This window comes from Bdellovibrionales bacterium (assembly GCA_019750295.1).
Lineage (GTDB): Bacteria > Bdellovibrionota > Bdellovibrionia > Bdellovibrionales > JAGQZY01 > JAIEOS01.
This window is the reverse complement of the sequence record JAIEOS010000090.1, coordinates 1-16,031: the sequence shown is the minus strand read 5'-3', so window position 1 is coordinate 16,031 and position 16,031 is coordinate 1. Positions and strand designations below refer to the sequence as shown.

The window sequence follows — 16,031 nt, the reverse complement described above, 5'->3', positions numbered from 1 at the left end:
TAGAGTGCCCAACTGAATGCTGGCAACTAAAGACAGGGGTTGCGCTCGTTGCGGGACTTAACCCAACATCTCACGACACGAGCTGACGACAGCCATGCAGCACCTGTGTACAGACCCTTGCGGGCGACGACATTTCTGCCAGTCTTCCTGTACATGTCAAGCCTAGGTAAGGTTCTTCGCGTTGCATCGAATTAAACCACATGCTCCACCGCTTGTGCGGGCCCCCGTCAATTTCTTTGAGTTTTAATCTTGCGACCGTACTTCCCAGGCGGGACACTTAACGCGTTTGCTACGGCACTGAAGGGGTCAATACCTCCAACACCAAGTGTCCATCGTTTACGGCGTGGACTACCAGGGTATCTAATCCTGTTTGCTACCCACGCTTTCGGGTCTGAGCGTCAGTACTGTGCCAGAAGGCCGCCTTCGCCACCGGTGTTCCTCCAGATATCTACGTATTTCACCACTACACCTGGAATTCTACCTTCCTCTCACGTACTCAAGCTACATAGTTTTGAATGCACTTCCCGGGTTGAGCCCGGGGCTTTCACACCCAACTTGTGTAGCCGCCTACACCCGCTTTACGCCCAGTGATTCCGAACAACGCTTGGACCCCTCGTATTACCGCGGCTGCTGGCACGAAGTTAGCCGGTCCTTTCTGATATGTTACCGTCATTATCTTCACATATCACAGAGTTTTACGACCCGAAGGCCTTCATCACTCACGCGGCGTCGCTGCATCAGGCTTTCGCCCATTGTGCAATATTCCCTACTGCTGCCTCCCGTAGGAGTCTGGACCGTGTCTCAGTTCCAGTGTGGCTGGCCATCCTCTCAGACCAGCTACCGATCGTCGCCTTGGTGAGCCGTTACCTCACCAACTAGCTAATCGGACGCAGACTCATCTTAAAGTGGCCGAAGCCTTTAACCCCTAGATCCGAGGATCCTGTGGTCTTATGCGGTATTAGCTACTCTTTCGAGTAGTTATCCCCCTCTTTAAGGCAGATTATCTACGTATTCCTCACCCGTCCGCCACTGTACTCATTCCGAAGAACTTTCTCGTTCGACTTGCATGTATTAGGCGCGCCGCAAGCGTTCGTTCTGAGCCAGAATCAAACTCTCCAGTTAACTTTCAATCTCTTGGTTGCCCAAGAGTTAAATTATAACGAAAAATTTAATATGCTCTAAAAAAAGCTTACTAAAAAAAAATTAACATTAAACTCAACAAATAAATTTATTGAGCCCTCACATCACTTGCAAAAAGCTATTCAGTTTTCAAAGAACCGTTTTTGGTAGAAGGGAGTTGTAAGAGAAAGGGGGGTGGGAGTCAACACTCAAAAAAAATATTTTTTAATTTTTTTGAAAGACTCAAAATGGGTCCACTTTTTTCGATAAATAACTCGCAACATTCCACTTCAACTCGACGAGAGTTATGCATGGTTATCCTATAAAAATCAATAGTTTAAGCTGGTATTATTAGATTTGAGATGGATCTTGAAAAAATGGAATTTAATTTTTATTCGGTGAGACTAAACTCGAAAAATAAATGTAATAGCGGTGCAAAATGTTTTTCGAAAATTAAAAGAATTCGAAAAAAAGATCTGGAAGTGAAGGCCTGTAAGAGAAATAGAGAGTAGGTAGCTTAAATTATAGGCTATTTGGCCGATGACTTTTGATTTGAAGGGGTTTCTTGACTCTTTATATGTTTTAGCTGACAACTGAATTTCCCAAAATTTGAGGGCGTGTAGCTCAGCTGGGAGAGCATCTGATTTGCATTCAGAAGGTCGCAGGTTCGATCCCTGTCACGTCCACCAACGAATTTCTTTTTTCTCCCTCTCAATAGATATAGAATTCTCAAATGAGTCTCAGCGACTCTAGTTTCGTCCCATTCTTAATTCTCACTCTATTCTCGCTTCTTTGGACGCCTTAGGAAACTTCGCCGAGATGTTCGAAGGTGGATGGGTTATTTGCTTCGAATGACTGGGTATAAAAAAAGCGCTGGATGGACCTGCGCTTTTTTTAGATTGGAATTTGAAGACTCTGAGACTGATTACGCGGAAGCCTGAGTGACTGTCATAGGGAGGCGTGCGAGGATTTTTCTTTCTTCTTTAAGATCGAAGCCTACAGACTCTCCACCGCATAAGACGGAATCATATACTTTTCTTAAGACATCCAGCTCTTCTGGGAGGTCATTGCTTTCTAATGTTTCTTGGATCGCTTCGAAAACGCTTTGAATGTCTGGTGTCGTCACAACTTTGGGAAGCTTTTCCATATCGAGACCGAAAAGTCCCAATGGGCGGAATCCTACGAGTGTCTCTGTGATCAATATTTTTTTACCTGATACAAAGTTCACTTGCAGAAACGGTTTACCCGCTTCGTCTTCTCTAAAAAGAACTTCATCTAAATCAAAGTTATTGATCGAAATGCGCTTCTTATCGATCTTTTGCTCGATGACCATGTAGTCACTGAGTTTTGATTCGACGAGCTTGAGCCCAGATGATCCACCAATGAAATTTTGGATCTCAACTACAACTTTTTGAAAATCCCCTTGAACTTTAGCCTTCTTCAAGCTGTCCTCCAGTTATGGCTATCAACAAGTGTCCAACGGGAAACTCATCCAACGATAGCTGCGTATACCAATCTATCGACCCAACCCCACGGAACCTTTAAAAAAATATTGAAAAAAAATGTATGATCTCAAACAGATGCATCAAGTGTCTCACTCGTGGACAAAGCAGACTTGCTGAAGGTTTGAGGTGACTAAATCATTCACAATACTTGCCATTTTCGTAAATAAATTCTATGACTTAGAACTAGACCAAGGTGGGATGAAATCCCGCCCAATCTTTAGGTACACTAAGAGAACACGAAGTGGATGCATTCTCGAGCGCATACAGTACTTAAAAAAACACAAACGCAATAAACGGTTGCAGCCGAGGCGCGACCGAGGGAAACGCGGAGGCCTACGAAAAGTAGGCCGCACAAGGTGACCGACGGAGTAACGAAGGATCCAACCGTTTATTGCGTTTTCAAGAAGGACGAAATTTTTATGTTGGTTTATAGATGGCAGGCGCCTTTGACTCCCACCCCCGAACAAGCAAAGATGATTTTCCTCGCTGAGGACCTAGCGCCCCGCGAAGAAATCCTCACCAAAGAAGAAACCTACCCCGATCACCGTCATCCTTTTGATGAGATTCGAATGATTCTTGATGGGGAACTGGCGATGAACATCTCCGGCAATCAGTTGCTACTACGACCTGGAGATAAAATCATGATTCCCTCAAATACAAAGCACTCTCAGCGCGTCCTCGGCGACCGCCCCTGTGTATGTATGGTGGCCAACCGCCCTTTTTAATCTAGGGATGTTACCTTATCTAGAACTTAGGACTCCTCGTCTACTTCTTCATCCAGGCGAGGTATTCTTTGATCTTCTTTTCGAAGCCCCGTTCTACGGGTTCGTAAAATTTTTTATCTTTGATCTCTTCCGGGAGGAAGACTTGGTTCTCGTAACCCTTGTGTCCTTCGTGGGAGTACTTGTAGTCTTTCCCGTAACCTAAGCGGCGCGCCAGCGCCGTTTGGGCGGAACGAAGGCTTTTGGGAATGGGGAGGTTGCCCGAGGACTTTACTTCCTCCATCGCCGCATTGATAGCGAGGTAGGCCCTGTTCGACTTAGGAGCTGAGGCAAGGTACGTGGTCGCTTGCGATAGACAGATACGGGCCTCTGGCATACCGATCAGCTCGACCGCCTGAAGCGCCGAAACCGCCATGTTTAGCCCATGAGGCTCGGCATTTCCGATGTCCTCGGACGCGAGAATCACCAAGCGTCTCGCGATAAATACGGGATCTTCTCCCCCTTCTAACATGCGCGCAAGGTAGTAAACGGCGGCATCGGGATCGCTCCCCCGTACACTCTTAATAAAGGCCGAAATCGTATCGTAATGCTCATCACGATCTTTATCATAACGGAGTCCTTGGTGCAGATTAAGCTGATGATACGTCTCCAAAACAAGAGGAAAGAGTTCCGGTTGGCCGGTGCGAATCACCGCGATCTCTTCGATGGTATTAATGAGCCTTCGCCCGTCGCCGCCGGAGCTCTGAACCAGCGAATTCAAAACGTTCTCGTCGAACAATTCACTGGAATGAATCCCTAGAGCTTCACAGGCTTTTTGGACCAGTCCCTTTAAGGCCTCATCAGAAAGCTTTTCAAAAATAACCAAACGACACCGACTGACTAAAGCGGAATTGAGTTCGTAACTCGGGTTTTCCGTGGTCGCACCAATCAGGATTAAATCCCCTCGTTCCACAAAGGGAAGAAGCACATCTTGCTGGGAGCGATTCAAGCGATGAATTTCGTCGATGAAGAGTAAAGTCGATTTGCGTGTAGCCACCTTTTGATAGCGCGCCTGTTCGCCAATCTCTTTAAGTCGCTTTGAACCGAGGTCGATCGCATTCTCTTCCACTAAAAAAATATTCTGAGCCTTGGACACCAAGGCTTTAACGAATGAAGTTTTACCACTCCCCGGCGGGCCCCATAATATGAGGCTCATAAAGTGACCGTTTTCGAGTTGCTGAAAAAGAGCTTTGTACTTTTTTAAAAAGGCCTCTTGCCCGAGGATCTCTGACAGTTGCTTGGGTCGCAATTTCTCGGCGAGGGGAATATTTGTAGGAGATTCGCCAGAGGCGTGAGTAAATAAATCCACGCCCTACTTTTAAGCTGTTTTGAGAAAGAGCGCAATGCCTTTAGAAGTCTTCGACTTGGAGCTGGAGTGGAACTTGTTCTCTGATGAACTCTTCATTCCCGAAGGGATCGATGGCGGTTCCCGCCAGTCTCAAATATCCACGAATGGTTCCATTGGCATTCGGGGCGGGCTTCAATCCCCCGATGATTAAACCGCAATTGACGATACCGTTGGGAAGACCACCTGCTCCCGCTTTATTCGCAGTTTCTACAGAAAATCCAGGGGGAATTGTTAAGCCTGGCTCCACATTTAAGAGAGCGGCAATCTCCTCAACATCTAAAAACTGCTCGAACTTTCCTCCATCGAGAAGCGGACTAAGGAACTCCACCTGAACGAAGGCGATATATAAGGTTCTCGTGTCGGTCCATTGAAATCGCATGTTGTTCCAAGTGGCTGAAAAGGGCTTGACCGACCTCTGGAGGGTCGCAGTTGAAGCGTCCGGTGCCATCGCGGCCACCTCAAAATTCTTGAGGTCAGCGCAGTTCGAACGCTCGTTGGGAACAAGAATCGCCCGCTCGCTTAATGGCTCAAATGTCAGTGAAGCGCTGTCCGTCGACTTTCCGGTTTTACAGGACGCGATAAAAAAGCATACAAAAAAGAGAGTTGTTATTTTCTTCATAATACCTCAAGGCCTCCGCCGGATTCGCCTGCCGGTGCGGCTTCGTCCGGCGTTTCAAAATCGGACGGCGTCAAAGTCTCATCTCCGGATTTATCCCCTTGGCTTATAGTACTAGCTTGCCTTAAAGCCTCAGGGTTCACAATCCTTGGTGTGAGGAAGATCAACAGTTCGTTTTTAACTGTCGTACGATTCTTAGATTTAAACAAATATCCCAAAATAGGAATATCCATGAGCCATGGAATCCCGTTCTCTGCTTGAGAATCGTCCATACTATAAATTCCGCCGAGGACCATGGTTTGTCCATCTTTTACTAATACGCTGGTGCTGGCTTCGCGCTTATTCACCTGGCGCGCACCGTTGACTGCTGGTCCAGGAATATCACGGATAATTTTAACATTCATAAGTGTTTCATTACTGAAGGTCACCTGAGGTGTGACTTCCAATGACAGTTGAACATCTTGGAAGGTCGTTGTGGTGTTAGAAACGTTACCCACAACAGTCGTTTGTAAGATCGGATACTGCTGAATCTGCTTGATGTAAGCCTTCTGTTTGTTCAATGCCACAATTCGAGGTGACGATAAGATTTTAATTTTTTGCTCGGACTGGGCAATCTGTAAAGTGGCCGTCAAGTCTCCAATAATATCGTACGCTCCGGCGTTGATCGTCGTATTGAGACCGAACGGAAGCTGTGCCCCAAAACGTAAATTATTCGAAATACTTCCTGACTGAGAGCCTTGAGTGAAGGGAGTCGTTGTGTTCCAGTTTAGACCGATTTCCTTCGAAAAAGATTCGCTCGCTTCGATCACTTTTCCCTCGATCATAATTTGCAGCGGCTGAATATCGAGTGCTTTTAGAATTTTTTCGATTCTTGACATTTGGCTCGCAAACTCAGAAATGATAATTGAGTTTGAGGCCTTATCGGCAGAGACTTTTGCGTTTTGACTCAGGAAAGGCTTAAGCTTTTTACTCAAATCATCCACGTCTGCATAATTCACCGGAAAGAAGCGAATCGTTTTGCCTTGAAGCGTTTTCACTGCGTTCTGTTGGCTATTGATTTGCTTAAGATAATTTTCGGCCTCTTCCGCTAGAAGTTTTTGCGGAGCGATTCTTAAGATGTTTCCTTTTTTAACATAACCAAGACCGTGGGATTTTAGAATACTCATCAAAGCATCTTCCCAAGGAACATCACGGAGACGAACCGTAACCTTCCCATTTAACCCTTTGTCGTCGGCAAGGATATTGACTCCGCTTTCCTCAGCGATAAAGTTGATCACTTCCTTGATCTCTACGTTATCCATTTGAATCGTCACTAGCTTGGACGCTGTCGTTGTAGGAGCCGCTTCTTCATCCTCGGAATCGGAGGCTTCGCTACTGACGATCAGTGTATTGTTTTTGATATCTATGCTCGGTTTTGTTGCGGTTTTATACTGAATGACAAAGCGAGCTGTGGTTGCTCCTTTGTCTTGATAAGCATTGATTGTCGCCACCGGCTGTCCAAAATCCTTGGCAATGTAAGGAAGTTTGAGATTTTCGGGAAGGAAGACATCCGCAACCTCAACGATCACCTGGTTGAACTGCGGTTCTTCCTTAACCTGGTACTCCATCGGCTTGTCGGCGGTGATCAAAATAGTTCCGCCAGATTCAAAGGACTTATACTCTAAGTTGGTAATCTTATTCCCAAAGGACGAGGTCGTTTCTACAATGGGGCTCACCTCAGGAAGGACTTCGGTGGTGGTCTCCGTTGAAGTCACCGTTGACGTCTGAAAGTCTGCCGACTCCAGATCCAATTCGTCTCCGCCACCGCCGGAAGAGGCCACCGTCATCGTTTCGCTGCTGGAATTGGATTCTGGTTTGGGTGTCGAGATATCCTCATTCGCAAGTTCGTTACTAATAAGATCATCATTGAAATCTTCGATATCACTGAACGAGTCGGAACCGCTGGCTGTTGCTGTCGTCGTCGACGTCGAAGACTCTTCACTATCGATATCTTCTAAATCACCGAAATCTTCATCCGATGAATCGTCAGAATCCATTTGCGTGCTTGATCCTTCCAATTCGTCGGCACCAACGTTACCGTCGTCATCCGATGTGCAAGATGTAAGAATGGAAAATACGAGTACGCACAATAGATGAAAAAACATCCTGTTCATGTCATCTCCTAGAGGAATAATTCCAAATGATGTCTATTATCTATTTTTCTATAGATATCGTTCGAGTCGTAGAATATTTTTTATTTCCCTGATCAAACGTCTGTACGATCACGATCTCGTTTTCGCGGATGGCAGCGATGTAACCGAAGTTTTCGCCGATGTAATCGTTCTTCCCTAGACGAACGAGGGAGTCTTTATCACGCATACGCACCTGTAGAAGTACGCGAGGGCGACTTGGGTCCAGGAAAACACCCTTGAGTTTTACGTTGTCCAGCTTCACTTCTTGCAACTCTAAAAATGGACCAAAGTATGGACCTGGAACAAGAGGATTTAAGCCCTCCGGCAGCACAAATGGATCGCGCTGGCCATCTCGCTCGTACATAAATGGTTTTGCGTATTCTTGAACTAGGGAGCGTCCCGCAGGCAAATTGGACGACGCTCCAGGGGAATTGGCTGCGGCGGCCGGCGCCGCGGGAGATTCCACAACGGCGGCCTCTTCCAATGCGTCCGGTGGAGGCGGTGGCTCTTGGGCGAAAATTTGTAAAATAAAAATAAGCGGAAGAAACTTAACCACCGACTTTTCCTCCTGAGCCTGCTGGAGGTTTAGACTTTTCAGACTGACTAAAAATACTTAAGGTCAATTTCAGTTTCACTTGAGAAATTTCATCGGTAGAGCCGTCCGACGCCAAATCCATCTTAATAAAATCCACGACTCGATCCATGGAGGTTAACGATGACAAAAAGCTCATGGCATCGTGGAAGCTCCCACGACTTTCGATCTCCATCGTCGCCTCGTTATAGCCTTCGAAACGGCGGGATTTAGACTCGCCTTTTTTGATCGACTCCATTTTATTACTGGTGGCCTCTAGGCGTTTGCGCACTTGATACAACATATTGTTCATATCAAGATCCACAGGAAAATACTTAATGAGGTCGTCAAAATTACGAGTCAGTTCGTCCACCTCTTTTTGGAAGGCCGCTTTGTTATTCATGGCATTCTCGACCTGTTTTAGACGCTCCGTCTTTTGGTTAATGGTCGTTTGCAGCGTTGCTTTCTCTGCAGTAATCGCATCCCCTTTATCAAAGAGAAGAAAGTAATAGATCGTCGCGAGGATGATTCCTACCATCGCGGCTTTACTGGGCTCTAAATTTTTGAAATCGTCTTTAATTCCCATTCTATTCCTTTAAGCGAAGCGTGATATCAAACTTATACGCTTCCTTATCGCCGGTTTTCGCCTTGGAAACATCTTTACTATTTACTGAGGTAAACACCGACTTTTCTGCGGCTAAACGGTTAATGTACATCTGCGCATCATCAATACTGTTGGAATAGCCCTCGACTTCGATATCCGTATTTTCGGCCTTGATCGATGTCAGCCAGCTCGTCGGTGGAATCTGTTGCTGGAGAAGGACTAGGGCCTCCATCTTTTTAGTTCGTAACCCAAAAATCTGCCGAATGACGGTAAATTTCTCTTCGAGATCTTTCTTCTGCTCTGAAACTTGCTTTAATATGTTATCAATCGATCCCACCTTAGCGAGCTCGGCTTCCATCCGGGCCGCCTCTGTTTGTAGAACGACCAATTCTTCTCGCTGTCGAGAAATGTCGACCTTTTCGTAGTAATAGAGCCCAATCAGTGGAGTCAGCATCAGCAATACTTTGATGACGTTTTTCTGGAGCTCTTCTTTAGGATTACCGGAGCTCGTGCCACCGGCGCCGCCATCATTTTTTTTAGTAAACGTGTTCGCTAAATTAATCTTAATCATCAGCCCTGATTCCTTAAGGCGAGGCCCAGTGCTATCGGCGAAAATAACCGAATTTGCTGCTGATATTCCGGGGTGATGAATTTAGGATTTACAGAAATTCTTTGAAATGGATTGTGTTCCAGGCAATTCACCTGAGTCACTTCTTGAATTTTTTCGTACAGCCCAGGAGTTTGTATTGCTCCGCCGCTGACAAAAATCTGCGAAACGGAGGCATTGATTGCGGTGTTCTTATAAAAATCAAAACTATTATTAATCTCTTGGGCAATAGTTTCGTTGACCATCTGTAGGATGGATAAGACCTCAGGAGGTGTTTCGCGATTCATCGACAGTCCCAGCTTTAAGCCTTCCGCATCTTGGGCCGCAATTCCCAACTCTCTAGAGATTTCGGCATCAAAAAGCGAACCTCCGTAGGGAATGTCTCGGGAGAAAACCAACTGACCGGCTTCGAGAATGACTAAGTTCGTACAGCTGGCGCCAATATTGATGAGCGCCACCGTTCCGGGAACCGTACCGTAATTGAATTCGAAACAGTTCGCCAGGGCCAAACAGTTCACATCGATCACCGCACAATCGAGGCCCGCACTTTGTGTCGCTTCGAAATATCGAAAGATATGCTCTTGTCTCGCAGCAACCAATAGGACATCCATGGTCTCCGCATGACTAGAACCTAAGATATGAAAATCAAAAACAGCCTCTTCAATATTAAAAGGAATGTACTGTTCGGCTTCCCAACGTAATTGTTCCTGCAAAAGTTTGGGATCCATTTTGGGCATGGAGATTTTCTTCGTGATCACCGCACCGCCGAACATCCCTACGCACACGGGACTTTTTGCATATGATTTTTTGGTAAGACCATCACGAAGAGTGTTGGCGACGATTTCTGGATGAACGATGTCGCCCGCATCGATGGCCCCTTTCGACGTGGGAAAAATAAGCAGTTCGTTAAGAACGGCGTTTTTTCCACTCATCTTGAGATGAGCGATCTTAATAGAACTAGAACCTAGATCTAGTCCTAATATCTGCTTTTTGAAGAACATCATGATAGTCGGCCTCAAGTTAAATTATTGAGAACAGACGACTTAAAGTCAAACCTTGGTGGTAATCAGTGGCCAAGAGAGGGAAATATCAGCTGGACCATAGTATGAGGACCGACAAACAGGTAGATAAAGGCTGCGGCTACAATAGCTGGACCAAAGGGGAAGCCTTCATCCGCATCTTTTTTTTGCACAAAGATGGAATGCAGGGAGTGAAGAGTTCCTAAAACACAGGCCACCATCAACACAAACGGAATGGAGGTGACACCCATAAGAGCTCCGATCCAAGCAAGCAGCTTAATGTCTCCGCCACCCATTCCTTCGCGCTTACGAATGAGCCAGTAGATGTAACCCACAGCAAACAATAACCCACCTCCGACAAAAGCGCCGAGGCATGCATCCCAAAAGCTCCGTTCGGGATTTAAGGCGGCCCCAACGAGAGCTAGAGCAGTTCCCCCTAAGGTGAATTCGTCGGGCAAAATCATGTGATCGATATCGATAAAGGAGGCCGTAATGGCCCCGAAGACGAAAATTAAGACTTCAAAACTATACCAGCTCAAATCAAACACGTGAAAAGTCAGCGCAAAAAAAGTCGCCATCAATAGTTCAACTAAGAAATATCGAAACGGAATCTTGGCTCCGCACATTCTGCACTTTCCTCGCAGAATCAACCAAGAAAACAACGGAAAATTGAAATACCAAGGAATTTGCTTTTTGCAAGAGCGACAACGACTTCTGGGAATAATACTTTCATCTTCGGGCATGCGCACGATGAGGACGTTGGCAAAGCTCCCGAGAGCGGCTCCAAAAAGAAAGAACACCAGAAGAAAAAATAAATCAGGCAAAATCTCTTCCTTTAAAAATAAATATCGCCGCCGTTAAAAAGAACAGGACCCAGGTTAACGCCATTAAGGAAGTACTGCCAATAGATAACTGCAGAAGATTGTTCTCCAAGGGAAGCGAACGCCAATTGAAAGCCTCCAAATTTGGAAATACAGTTTGCATCACCTTGGCAAAATTCACATAAAATTTTGCGGCGGCGAAGTTTCCGATGAAACTTAGATTTTGAACCCAGTGCCCAATAATAAAGAACGATAGAGAAAACAATATCGTTAAAAACGATGCGCAGAACGTCGAAAAACAAATGGTCACCGCCAATAGCAACGCGACTTCGAGATAAAATCCAAAAAATACGATGAAGAGCTCTGCGAGCGGGACCTCAAAGCCCATAAACATAAGATTCAAACAGTAGATCACAAACAGGCTAGATATAATGAGTACCATTAAACATAGAAATCCAAAGTATTTGCCCAGGATAAATTCGTAGCGATACACCGGCTTTGCGAGAAGAGTTAAAATCGTCAGCTTTTCGATTTCTTTATACACCATAGAACCGCCGACAAAAATCGTCAGTCCCATAAGACACATATGAATGCTCGAAAGACCCAGGCCCAATGTTAACCGAAGTTGCTCTGTATAGCTCAGTTGTCCCACGGCAACCATCAGTGCCAATAGAAAAATCGTAATCACTAACAGAGTGTAGAGGAGCCTATTACGAAGGAGCTCGACGACGGTATTGGCTGCAATAACTCTGACGGCCTTCATGACTGCATCTCTCGCTGTTGGGAGTGTTGTTTTTTAATTTGATTAAAAGCCTCTTCCAAAGTCACTCGTGGTTGCTTCACCTCGAGCAAGCTCGCGTTCTGCGATTTGATTTGGTTCAAAAATTCCGTGACCTCGGATAGATCCTTGCAGTTTTTAATGGCGACCGTTGCTGAGTCTTGCGGAGTGTAGGTCACTTCGTAGCCACCATCGCCGGCGGTCAAGAAATTTTTCTGCAAGCCTTCGTAAATAATCTTGCCGTAGTCAATGATTACGAGTCGATCGCAAAGTCTTTCTACATCCGTAAGTAAGTGGCTACTAAAAAAAATTGTCGCGCCACTGGCAGCCACTTCTTGAATAATCTGCGTGACCTGGTAACGACCGTCTGGGTCTAATCCCGACATGGGCTCATCCAGAATAAGAAAACGAGGCTTATGGATGAGAGCCTGGGCTAAACCTATCCTTTGAAGCATCCCTTTGGAATAACTTCGAAGAAAAGTATTCTCGGCGTGTTCCAATCCGACTCTCTTTAAAAGAATTTTCGCCTTTTCTTTAATTTGTATTTTGGAATCAGACATCGAGAGCTGTCCGTAGAACAAAAGAAATTCCATCCCAGTGAGGTATTCGTAAAAGTAAGGACGCTCTGGCAAATACCCAATCTGTGATTTTGGATCTTTGAGGTTGCCAGAAAAAAACTCGACGTTTCCTCTTTCGAATCGCAAAAGAGAAAGAATGCTTTTTATCGTCGTCGTCTTACCAGCGCCATTACTGCCTAGAAAACCAGTCACCGATCCCTCGGGAACGGCGAAACTGACATCAAACAACACTTGTTTTTTCTTGAGCGTAAGATGATCGGTAAACGTCTTACAAAGTCCCTGCACATTTAAAGACATGGACTCAGTTTAACCTATAAAGGGTGGACGTCAAACGCTCCGGTGTGCAATTTTTTAAGTGCCAGCACAAAAACTTCTGCGGCATGATCCTCGGTCAGGCAAGGAATCCCGTAGTCTGTGCAACTGCGGCGAATATTAAAACTGGCGTCGATCGACTGGCGACCGGATGTGGTGTTGATCACAAGATTCACCTTACCCGAGCGAATACGATCGACACAGTTCGGTCGTCCTTCATGAACTTTTTTAACTGGAATGCAGTCAATGCCGTGATCGTAAAGATACTTCGCCGTTCCCTGAGTCGCAGAGAGTTTGTACCCCAGCTCCACCATTGCCGATATTGTAGGCAACAAGCTCGCTTTGTCCTTCTCTCTCAGGGACAGGAAGACTTCGCCCGTTTTGGGTAAGCGATGGTGACTTGAAATGAAGGCCTTCATCAGAGCCTCACCGTAATCATACGCGCGGCCCATGCTCTCACCTGTTGATTTCATCTCGGGCCCAAGTATGGAGTCGGCCTCCACAAATTTATTAAACGGAAAGACAACGCCTTTGACACAAACGGTTTTGATGTTTTTGTAATTATACTGCTCGGGCTGAACCTCTTTACTGGTTTTTCCCAGGACCGCTTGAACACCTAACTTTACTATAGGCACACCCGCGGCTTTGGCGAGAAACGGTACCGTCCGCGAGCACCGCGGATTCGCTTCGATAATAAAAATCTCGCCGTTTTTAATGGCTAACTGAACGTTGAGATGACCTATCACCTTCATCTCTCCGGCCAATCGAATACAGATCTCTTCAATCTCTTGAAGAGTTGCAGCCTTTAATCTTTGAGGAGGGATAACACCCATGCTGTCGCCAGAGTGCACACCTGCGGCCTCGATATGCTCAATCACTCCACCGACGAGAGTCCAATCTTTTCCGCGAATAAGATCCACATCCATCTCGAGAGCGCCTTCGAGGAATTGATCCATAAAGCAGGGACCCTCAGGAGTGATCACATGCCCATGCTTATCAAAGTACTCTTTAAGCTCGTCCATGTTTTCAACAACTTCCATCCGGCGTCCACCCAAGACATAGCTGGGGCGACAGATCAGAGGAAATCCAATGTCTTCCGCAACAGATTTGGCCACGGAAAAATTATCAGCCACACCAGCGCGCGGAATTTTGATTTTTAAATTTTCGCAAACGACTTTAAAGCGAGCTCGATCCTCGGCCAAATCAATGGTCGCAGCCGTCGAACCCAAAATCGTGTGGCCCGCCTCACTTAAGGCCTTGGCCATGTTAATCGGAGTTTGACCTCCTAGCTGCACCACAATTCCCATCGGATTGAGGGCCGAGGCCACTTCGCTCACCGATTCTAAAGTGAGGGGCTCGAAGAACAAAATATCGCTGGTGTCATAATCGGTGGAGACGGTCTCGGGATTCGAGTTAATCATGGCGACGTGGTAGCCTTCGCTTTGGAACGCTTTTACTCCGCGAACGCAGCAGTAATCGAATTCAATGCCTTGGCCAATTCGATTCGGTCCGCTTCCCATAATCAAAGCCAGTTTGCCCGCACTCACAGCTTCGAGCTGCGCGAGGGGAAAACCTTGATCGGACCAGTACGTCGAGTAAAAATACGGAGTCGAAGATGAAAACTCCCCTGCGCAAGTGTCCACTTGTAGAAATTCAGGACGCACTTTGAGGGCATAACGAGCTTTTCGAACTTCTCCCTCTGCCGTTTTGCGCAACTGACTGATTCGTTTATCGGAAAACCCGTAACGCTTGGCCTTGAGCAAGAATTCTTTATCCAGCTCAGGCTTTTGAGAAATTTCTTTTTCGAAGTCGATGATATCTTTAATCTGATGAAGGAACCATTGGTTGATCTGTGTGAGTTGATAGACCTCGTCAATCGAGTAACCTTCGCGGAAAGCTTGTCCGAGATGCATCAAGCGCTGCGAGTTAGGATACGCGAGCTTTTCTTGAGAAAAAGTGACTTCTTCGAAGCCGCAATGGGTTTCTGAGGACTGAATCGCTTTTTGAAAAGACTCTTTAAAGGTGCGACCTAAACTCATCACCTCGCCCACGCTTTTCATTTGCGTGGTGAGTAGATCTTTAGCACCGGTGAATTTTTCAAAGGCAAATCGAGGAATCTTCGTCACCACATAGTCGAGAGCGGGCTCGTAGCAGGACGGCGTCGATTTAGTAATGTCATTCGTAATTTCTTCGAGGCAATAGCCCACGGCCAAGAGCGCGGCAATCTTTGCAATGGGAAAACCCGTCGCTTTGCTCGCCAGGGCCGAAGAGCGACTCACCCGCGGATTCATTTCAATCACTACGCGTTTGCCTGATTCCGGATGCACCGCAAACTGAACATTCGCTCCGCCACACTCTAAACCGACGGCATTCAGAATCAATCGCGCTTCGTCCCGCATATCTTGATAGGCGCGCTCGGAAAGAGTTTGTTGAGGAGCCACGGTGATACTGTCACCCGTGTGAACTCCACATGGATCAATATTTTCGATACTGCAGATGGTAACAAATGTGCCATTACTATCGCGCATCACTTCCAGTTCGAATTCTTTCCAACCGAGGATACTTTCTTCGACTAAGACTTCGGATGTGGGACTTGCTGCCAGCGCGGTCGCAATCATTTGCTCGTACTCTTCGCGAGAGTAAGCCACTCCCCCACCGCCGCCACCGAGAGTGTAGTTGGGACGTAAGATGATGGGGAATCCGATGATTTCCGCAGCCTCTAAACCTTGCTGATAGGTACGCACCATTTCGCTCTTGGGATATTTCGCACCAACGGTCTGAAGAATTTTTCGAAATCTTTCACGATCTTCCGCTGCGCGAATGACGTCCTCAGTAGCTCCGATCATTTCCACATTGTATTTTTTAAGTATTCCAGTGGATGAAAGTTCTAAACCCAGATTGAGTGCGGTCTGCCCACCCAATGTAGGAATCAGCGCATCGGGTCTTTCTTTTTCGATAATTTTTTCGAGGAAATTTGCCTTGAGAGGCTCGATGTAAACTTTGTGAGCAAGATCGGGATCCGTCATGATCGTTGCTGGATTTGAATTGACCAGGATCACTTGGAGGCCCAGTTGTTTAAGAGCTTTGCACGCTTGCGCTCCCGAGTAATCGAACTCACACGCCTGTCCAATTACAATAGGTCCGCTTCCGAGAATGAGAACCTTTTTGTATTTGGACTTTAACGGCATTAGAACCTCACTGGGCTATTAAAACTATAGATC

General features: G+C 46.3%; 12 protein-coding genes, 1 tRNA gene, 1 rRNA gene and 1 pseudogene. 2 read left to right on the top strand and 13 right to left on the bottom strand.

From position 1 onward, the window contains the following. Nucleotides 1–1,122: ribosomal RNA gene (locus K2Q26_13255) — 16S ribosomal RNA — on the bottom strand; the annotation flags it as partial. Between the two features lie 610 nt (nucleotides 1,123–1,732). On the opposite strand from K2Q26_13255, the gene K2Q26_13250 reads away from it, so the two are divergent. Next, nucleotides 1,733–1,808: transfer RNA gene (locus K2Q26_13250), tRNA-Ala, on the top strand. A 236-nt stretch (nucleotides 1,809–2,044) separates the two neighbouring features. Here the strand turns inward: K2Q26_13250 and K2Q26_13245 are convergent. Further along, on the bottom strand, nucleotides 2,045–2,563 hold the full coding sequence (locus K2Q26_13245; protein MBY0316486.1) for a hypothetical protein: 519 nt from the start codon (nucleotides 2,561–2,563) through the stop codon (nucleotides 2,045–2,047). A 480-nt stretch (nucleotides 2,564–3,043) separates the two neighbouring features. On the opposite strand from K2Q26_13245, the gene K2Q26_13240 reads away from it, so the two are divergent. After that, nucleotides 3,044–3,349 (top strand): cupin domain-containing protein, encoded by a 306-nt coding sequence (locus K2Q26_13240; protein MBY0316485.1) that lies wholly within the window; start codon nucleotides 3,044–3,046, stop codon nucleotides 3,347–3,349. Between the two features lie 40 nt (nucleotides 3,350–3,389). Here the strand turns inward: K2Q26_13240 and K2Q26_13235 are convergent, their stop codons facing one another. From K2Q26_13235 to carB, 11 genes and pseudogenes are all read right to left on the bottom strand, one after another. After that, nucleotides 3,390–4,694 (bottom strand): replication-associated recombination protein A, encoded by a 1,305-nt coding sequence (locus K2Q26_13235; GenBank protein ID MBY0316484.1) that lies wholly within the window; start codon nucleotides 4,692–4,694, stop codon nucleotides 3,390–3,392. 40 nt (nucleotides 4,695–4,734) lie between these two features. Further along, nucleotides 4,735–5,352: a hypothetical protein gene (locus K2Q26_13230; GenBank protein MBY0316483.1), complete on the bottom strand. Its 618-nt coding sequence runs from the start codon at nucleotides 5,350–5,352 to the stop codon at nucleotides 4,735–4,737. Next, complete coding sequence (gene pilQ, locus K2Q26_13225; protein ID MBY0316482.1) at nucleotides 5,349–7,502, bottom strand: type IV pilus secretin PilQ; 2,154 nt, start codon at nucleotides 7,500–7,502, stop codon at nucleotides 5,349–5,351. Before pilQ ends, K2Q26_13230 begins: the two co-directional genes overlap by 4 nt. A 40-nt stretch (nucleotides 7,503–7,542) precedes the next feature. Next, nucleotides 7,543–8,076, bottom strand: a complete 534-nt coding sequence (locus K2Q26_13220) for a pilus assembly protein PilP (protein MBY0316481.1) — start codon at nucleotides 8,074–8,076, stop codon at nucleotides 7,543–7,545. Next, the gene (gene pilO / locus K2Q26_13215; protein MBY0316480.1) at nucleotides 8,069–8,677 is read right to left on the bottom strand and encodes a type 4a pilus biogenesis protein PilO; all 609 of its coding nucleotides are present in this window, start codon (nucleotides 8,675–8,677) and stop codon (nucleotides 8,069–8,071) included. The genes K2Q26_13220 and pilO overlap by 8 nt, the downstream gene beginning before the upstream one ends. 1 nt (nucleotide 8,678) lies before the next feature. Beyond that, on the bottom strand, nucleotides 8,679–9,266 hold the full coding sequence (locus K2Q26_13210) for a PilN domain-containing protein (GenBank protein ID MBY0316479.1): 588 nt from the start codon (nucleotides 9,264–9,266) through the stop codon (nucleotides 8,679–8,681). Further along, nucleotides 9,266–10,306, bottom strand: coding sequence for a pilus assembly protein PilM (locus tag K2Q26_13205; GenBank protein ID MBY0316478.1), 1,041 nt, complete (start codon nucleotides 10,304–10,306; stop codon nucleotides 9,266–9,268). The genes K2Q26_13210 and K2Q26_13205 overlap by 1 nt, the downstream gene beginning before the upstream one ends. Nucleotides 10,307–10,368: 62 nt before the next feature. After that, nucleotides 10,369–11,130, bottom strand: a pseudogene (locus tag K2Q26_13200) (prepilin peptidase). A gap of 7 nt (nucleotides 11,131–11,137) precedes the next feature. Further along, complete coding sequence (locus K2Q26_13195) at nucleotides 11,138–11,905, bottom strand: ABC transporter permease subunit (protein ID MBY0316477.1); 768 nt, start codon at nucleotides 11,903–11,905, stop codon at nucleotides 11,138–11,140. Beyond that, the gene (locus tag K2Q26_13190) at nucleotides 11,902–12,795 is read right to left on the bottom strand and encodes an ABC transporter ATP-binding protein (protein MBY0316476.1); all 894 of its coding nucleotides are present in this window, start codon (nucleotides 12,793–12,795) and stop codon (nucleotides 11,902–11,904) included. Before K2Q26_13190 ends, K2Q26_13195 begins: the two co-directional genes overlap by 4 nt. A gap of 14 nt (nucleotides 12,796–12,809) precedes the next feature. Beyond that, nucleotides 12,810–15,998 (bottom strand): carbamoyl-phosphate synthase large subunit, encoded by a 3,189-nt coding sequence (carB, locus tag K2Q26_13185; protein MBY0316475.1) that lies wholly within the window; start codon nucleotides 15,996–15,998, stop codon nucleotides 12,810–12,812. Nucleotides 15,999–16,031 lie beyond the last annotated feature (33 nt).

Excerpts from the sequence above, each read along its gene's own strand:
- pilO (MBY0316480.1), bottom strand. The coding sequence starts at position 8,677 with ATGGGAATTAAAGACGATTTCAAAAATTTAGAGCCCAGTAAAGCCGCG.
- K2Q26_13190 (MBY0316476.1), bottom strand. The coding sequence starts at position 12,795 with ATGTCTTTAAATGTGCAGGGACTTTGTAAGACGTTTACCGATCATCTT.
- K2Q26_13205 (MBY0316478.1), bottom strand. The coding sequence starts at position 10,306 with ATGATGTTCTTCAAAAAGCAGATATTAGGACTAGATCTAGGTTCTAGT.
- K2Q26_13210 (MBY0316479.1), bottom strand. The coding sequence starts at position 9,266 with ATGATTAAGATTAATTTAGCGAACACGTTTACTAAAAAAAATGATGGC.
- carB (MBY0316475.1), bottom strand. The coding sequence starts at position 15,998 with ATGCCGTTAAAGTCCAAATACAAAAAGGTTCTCATTCTCGGAAGCGGA.
- pilQ (MBY0316482.1), bottom strand. The coding sequence starts at position 7,502 with ATGAACAGGATGTTTTTTCATCTATTGTGCGTACTCGTATTTTCCATT.
- K2Q26_13195 (MBY0316477.1), bottom strand. The coding sequence starts at position 11,905 with ATGAAGGCCGTCAGAGTTATTGCAGCCAATACCGTCGTCGAGCTCCTT.
- K2Q26_13230 (MBY0316483.1), bottom strand. The coding sequence starts at position 5,352 with ATGAAGAAAATAACAACTCTCTTTTTTGTATGCTTTTTTATCGCGTCC.
- K2Q26_13240 (MBY0316485.1), top strand. The coding sequence starts at position 3,044 with ATGTTGGTTTATAGATGGCAGGCGCCTTTGACTCCCACCCCCGAACAA.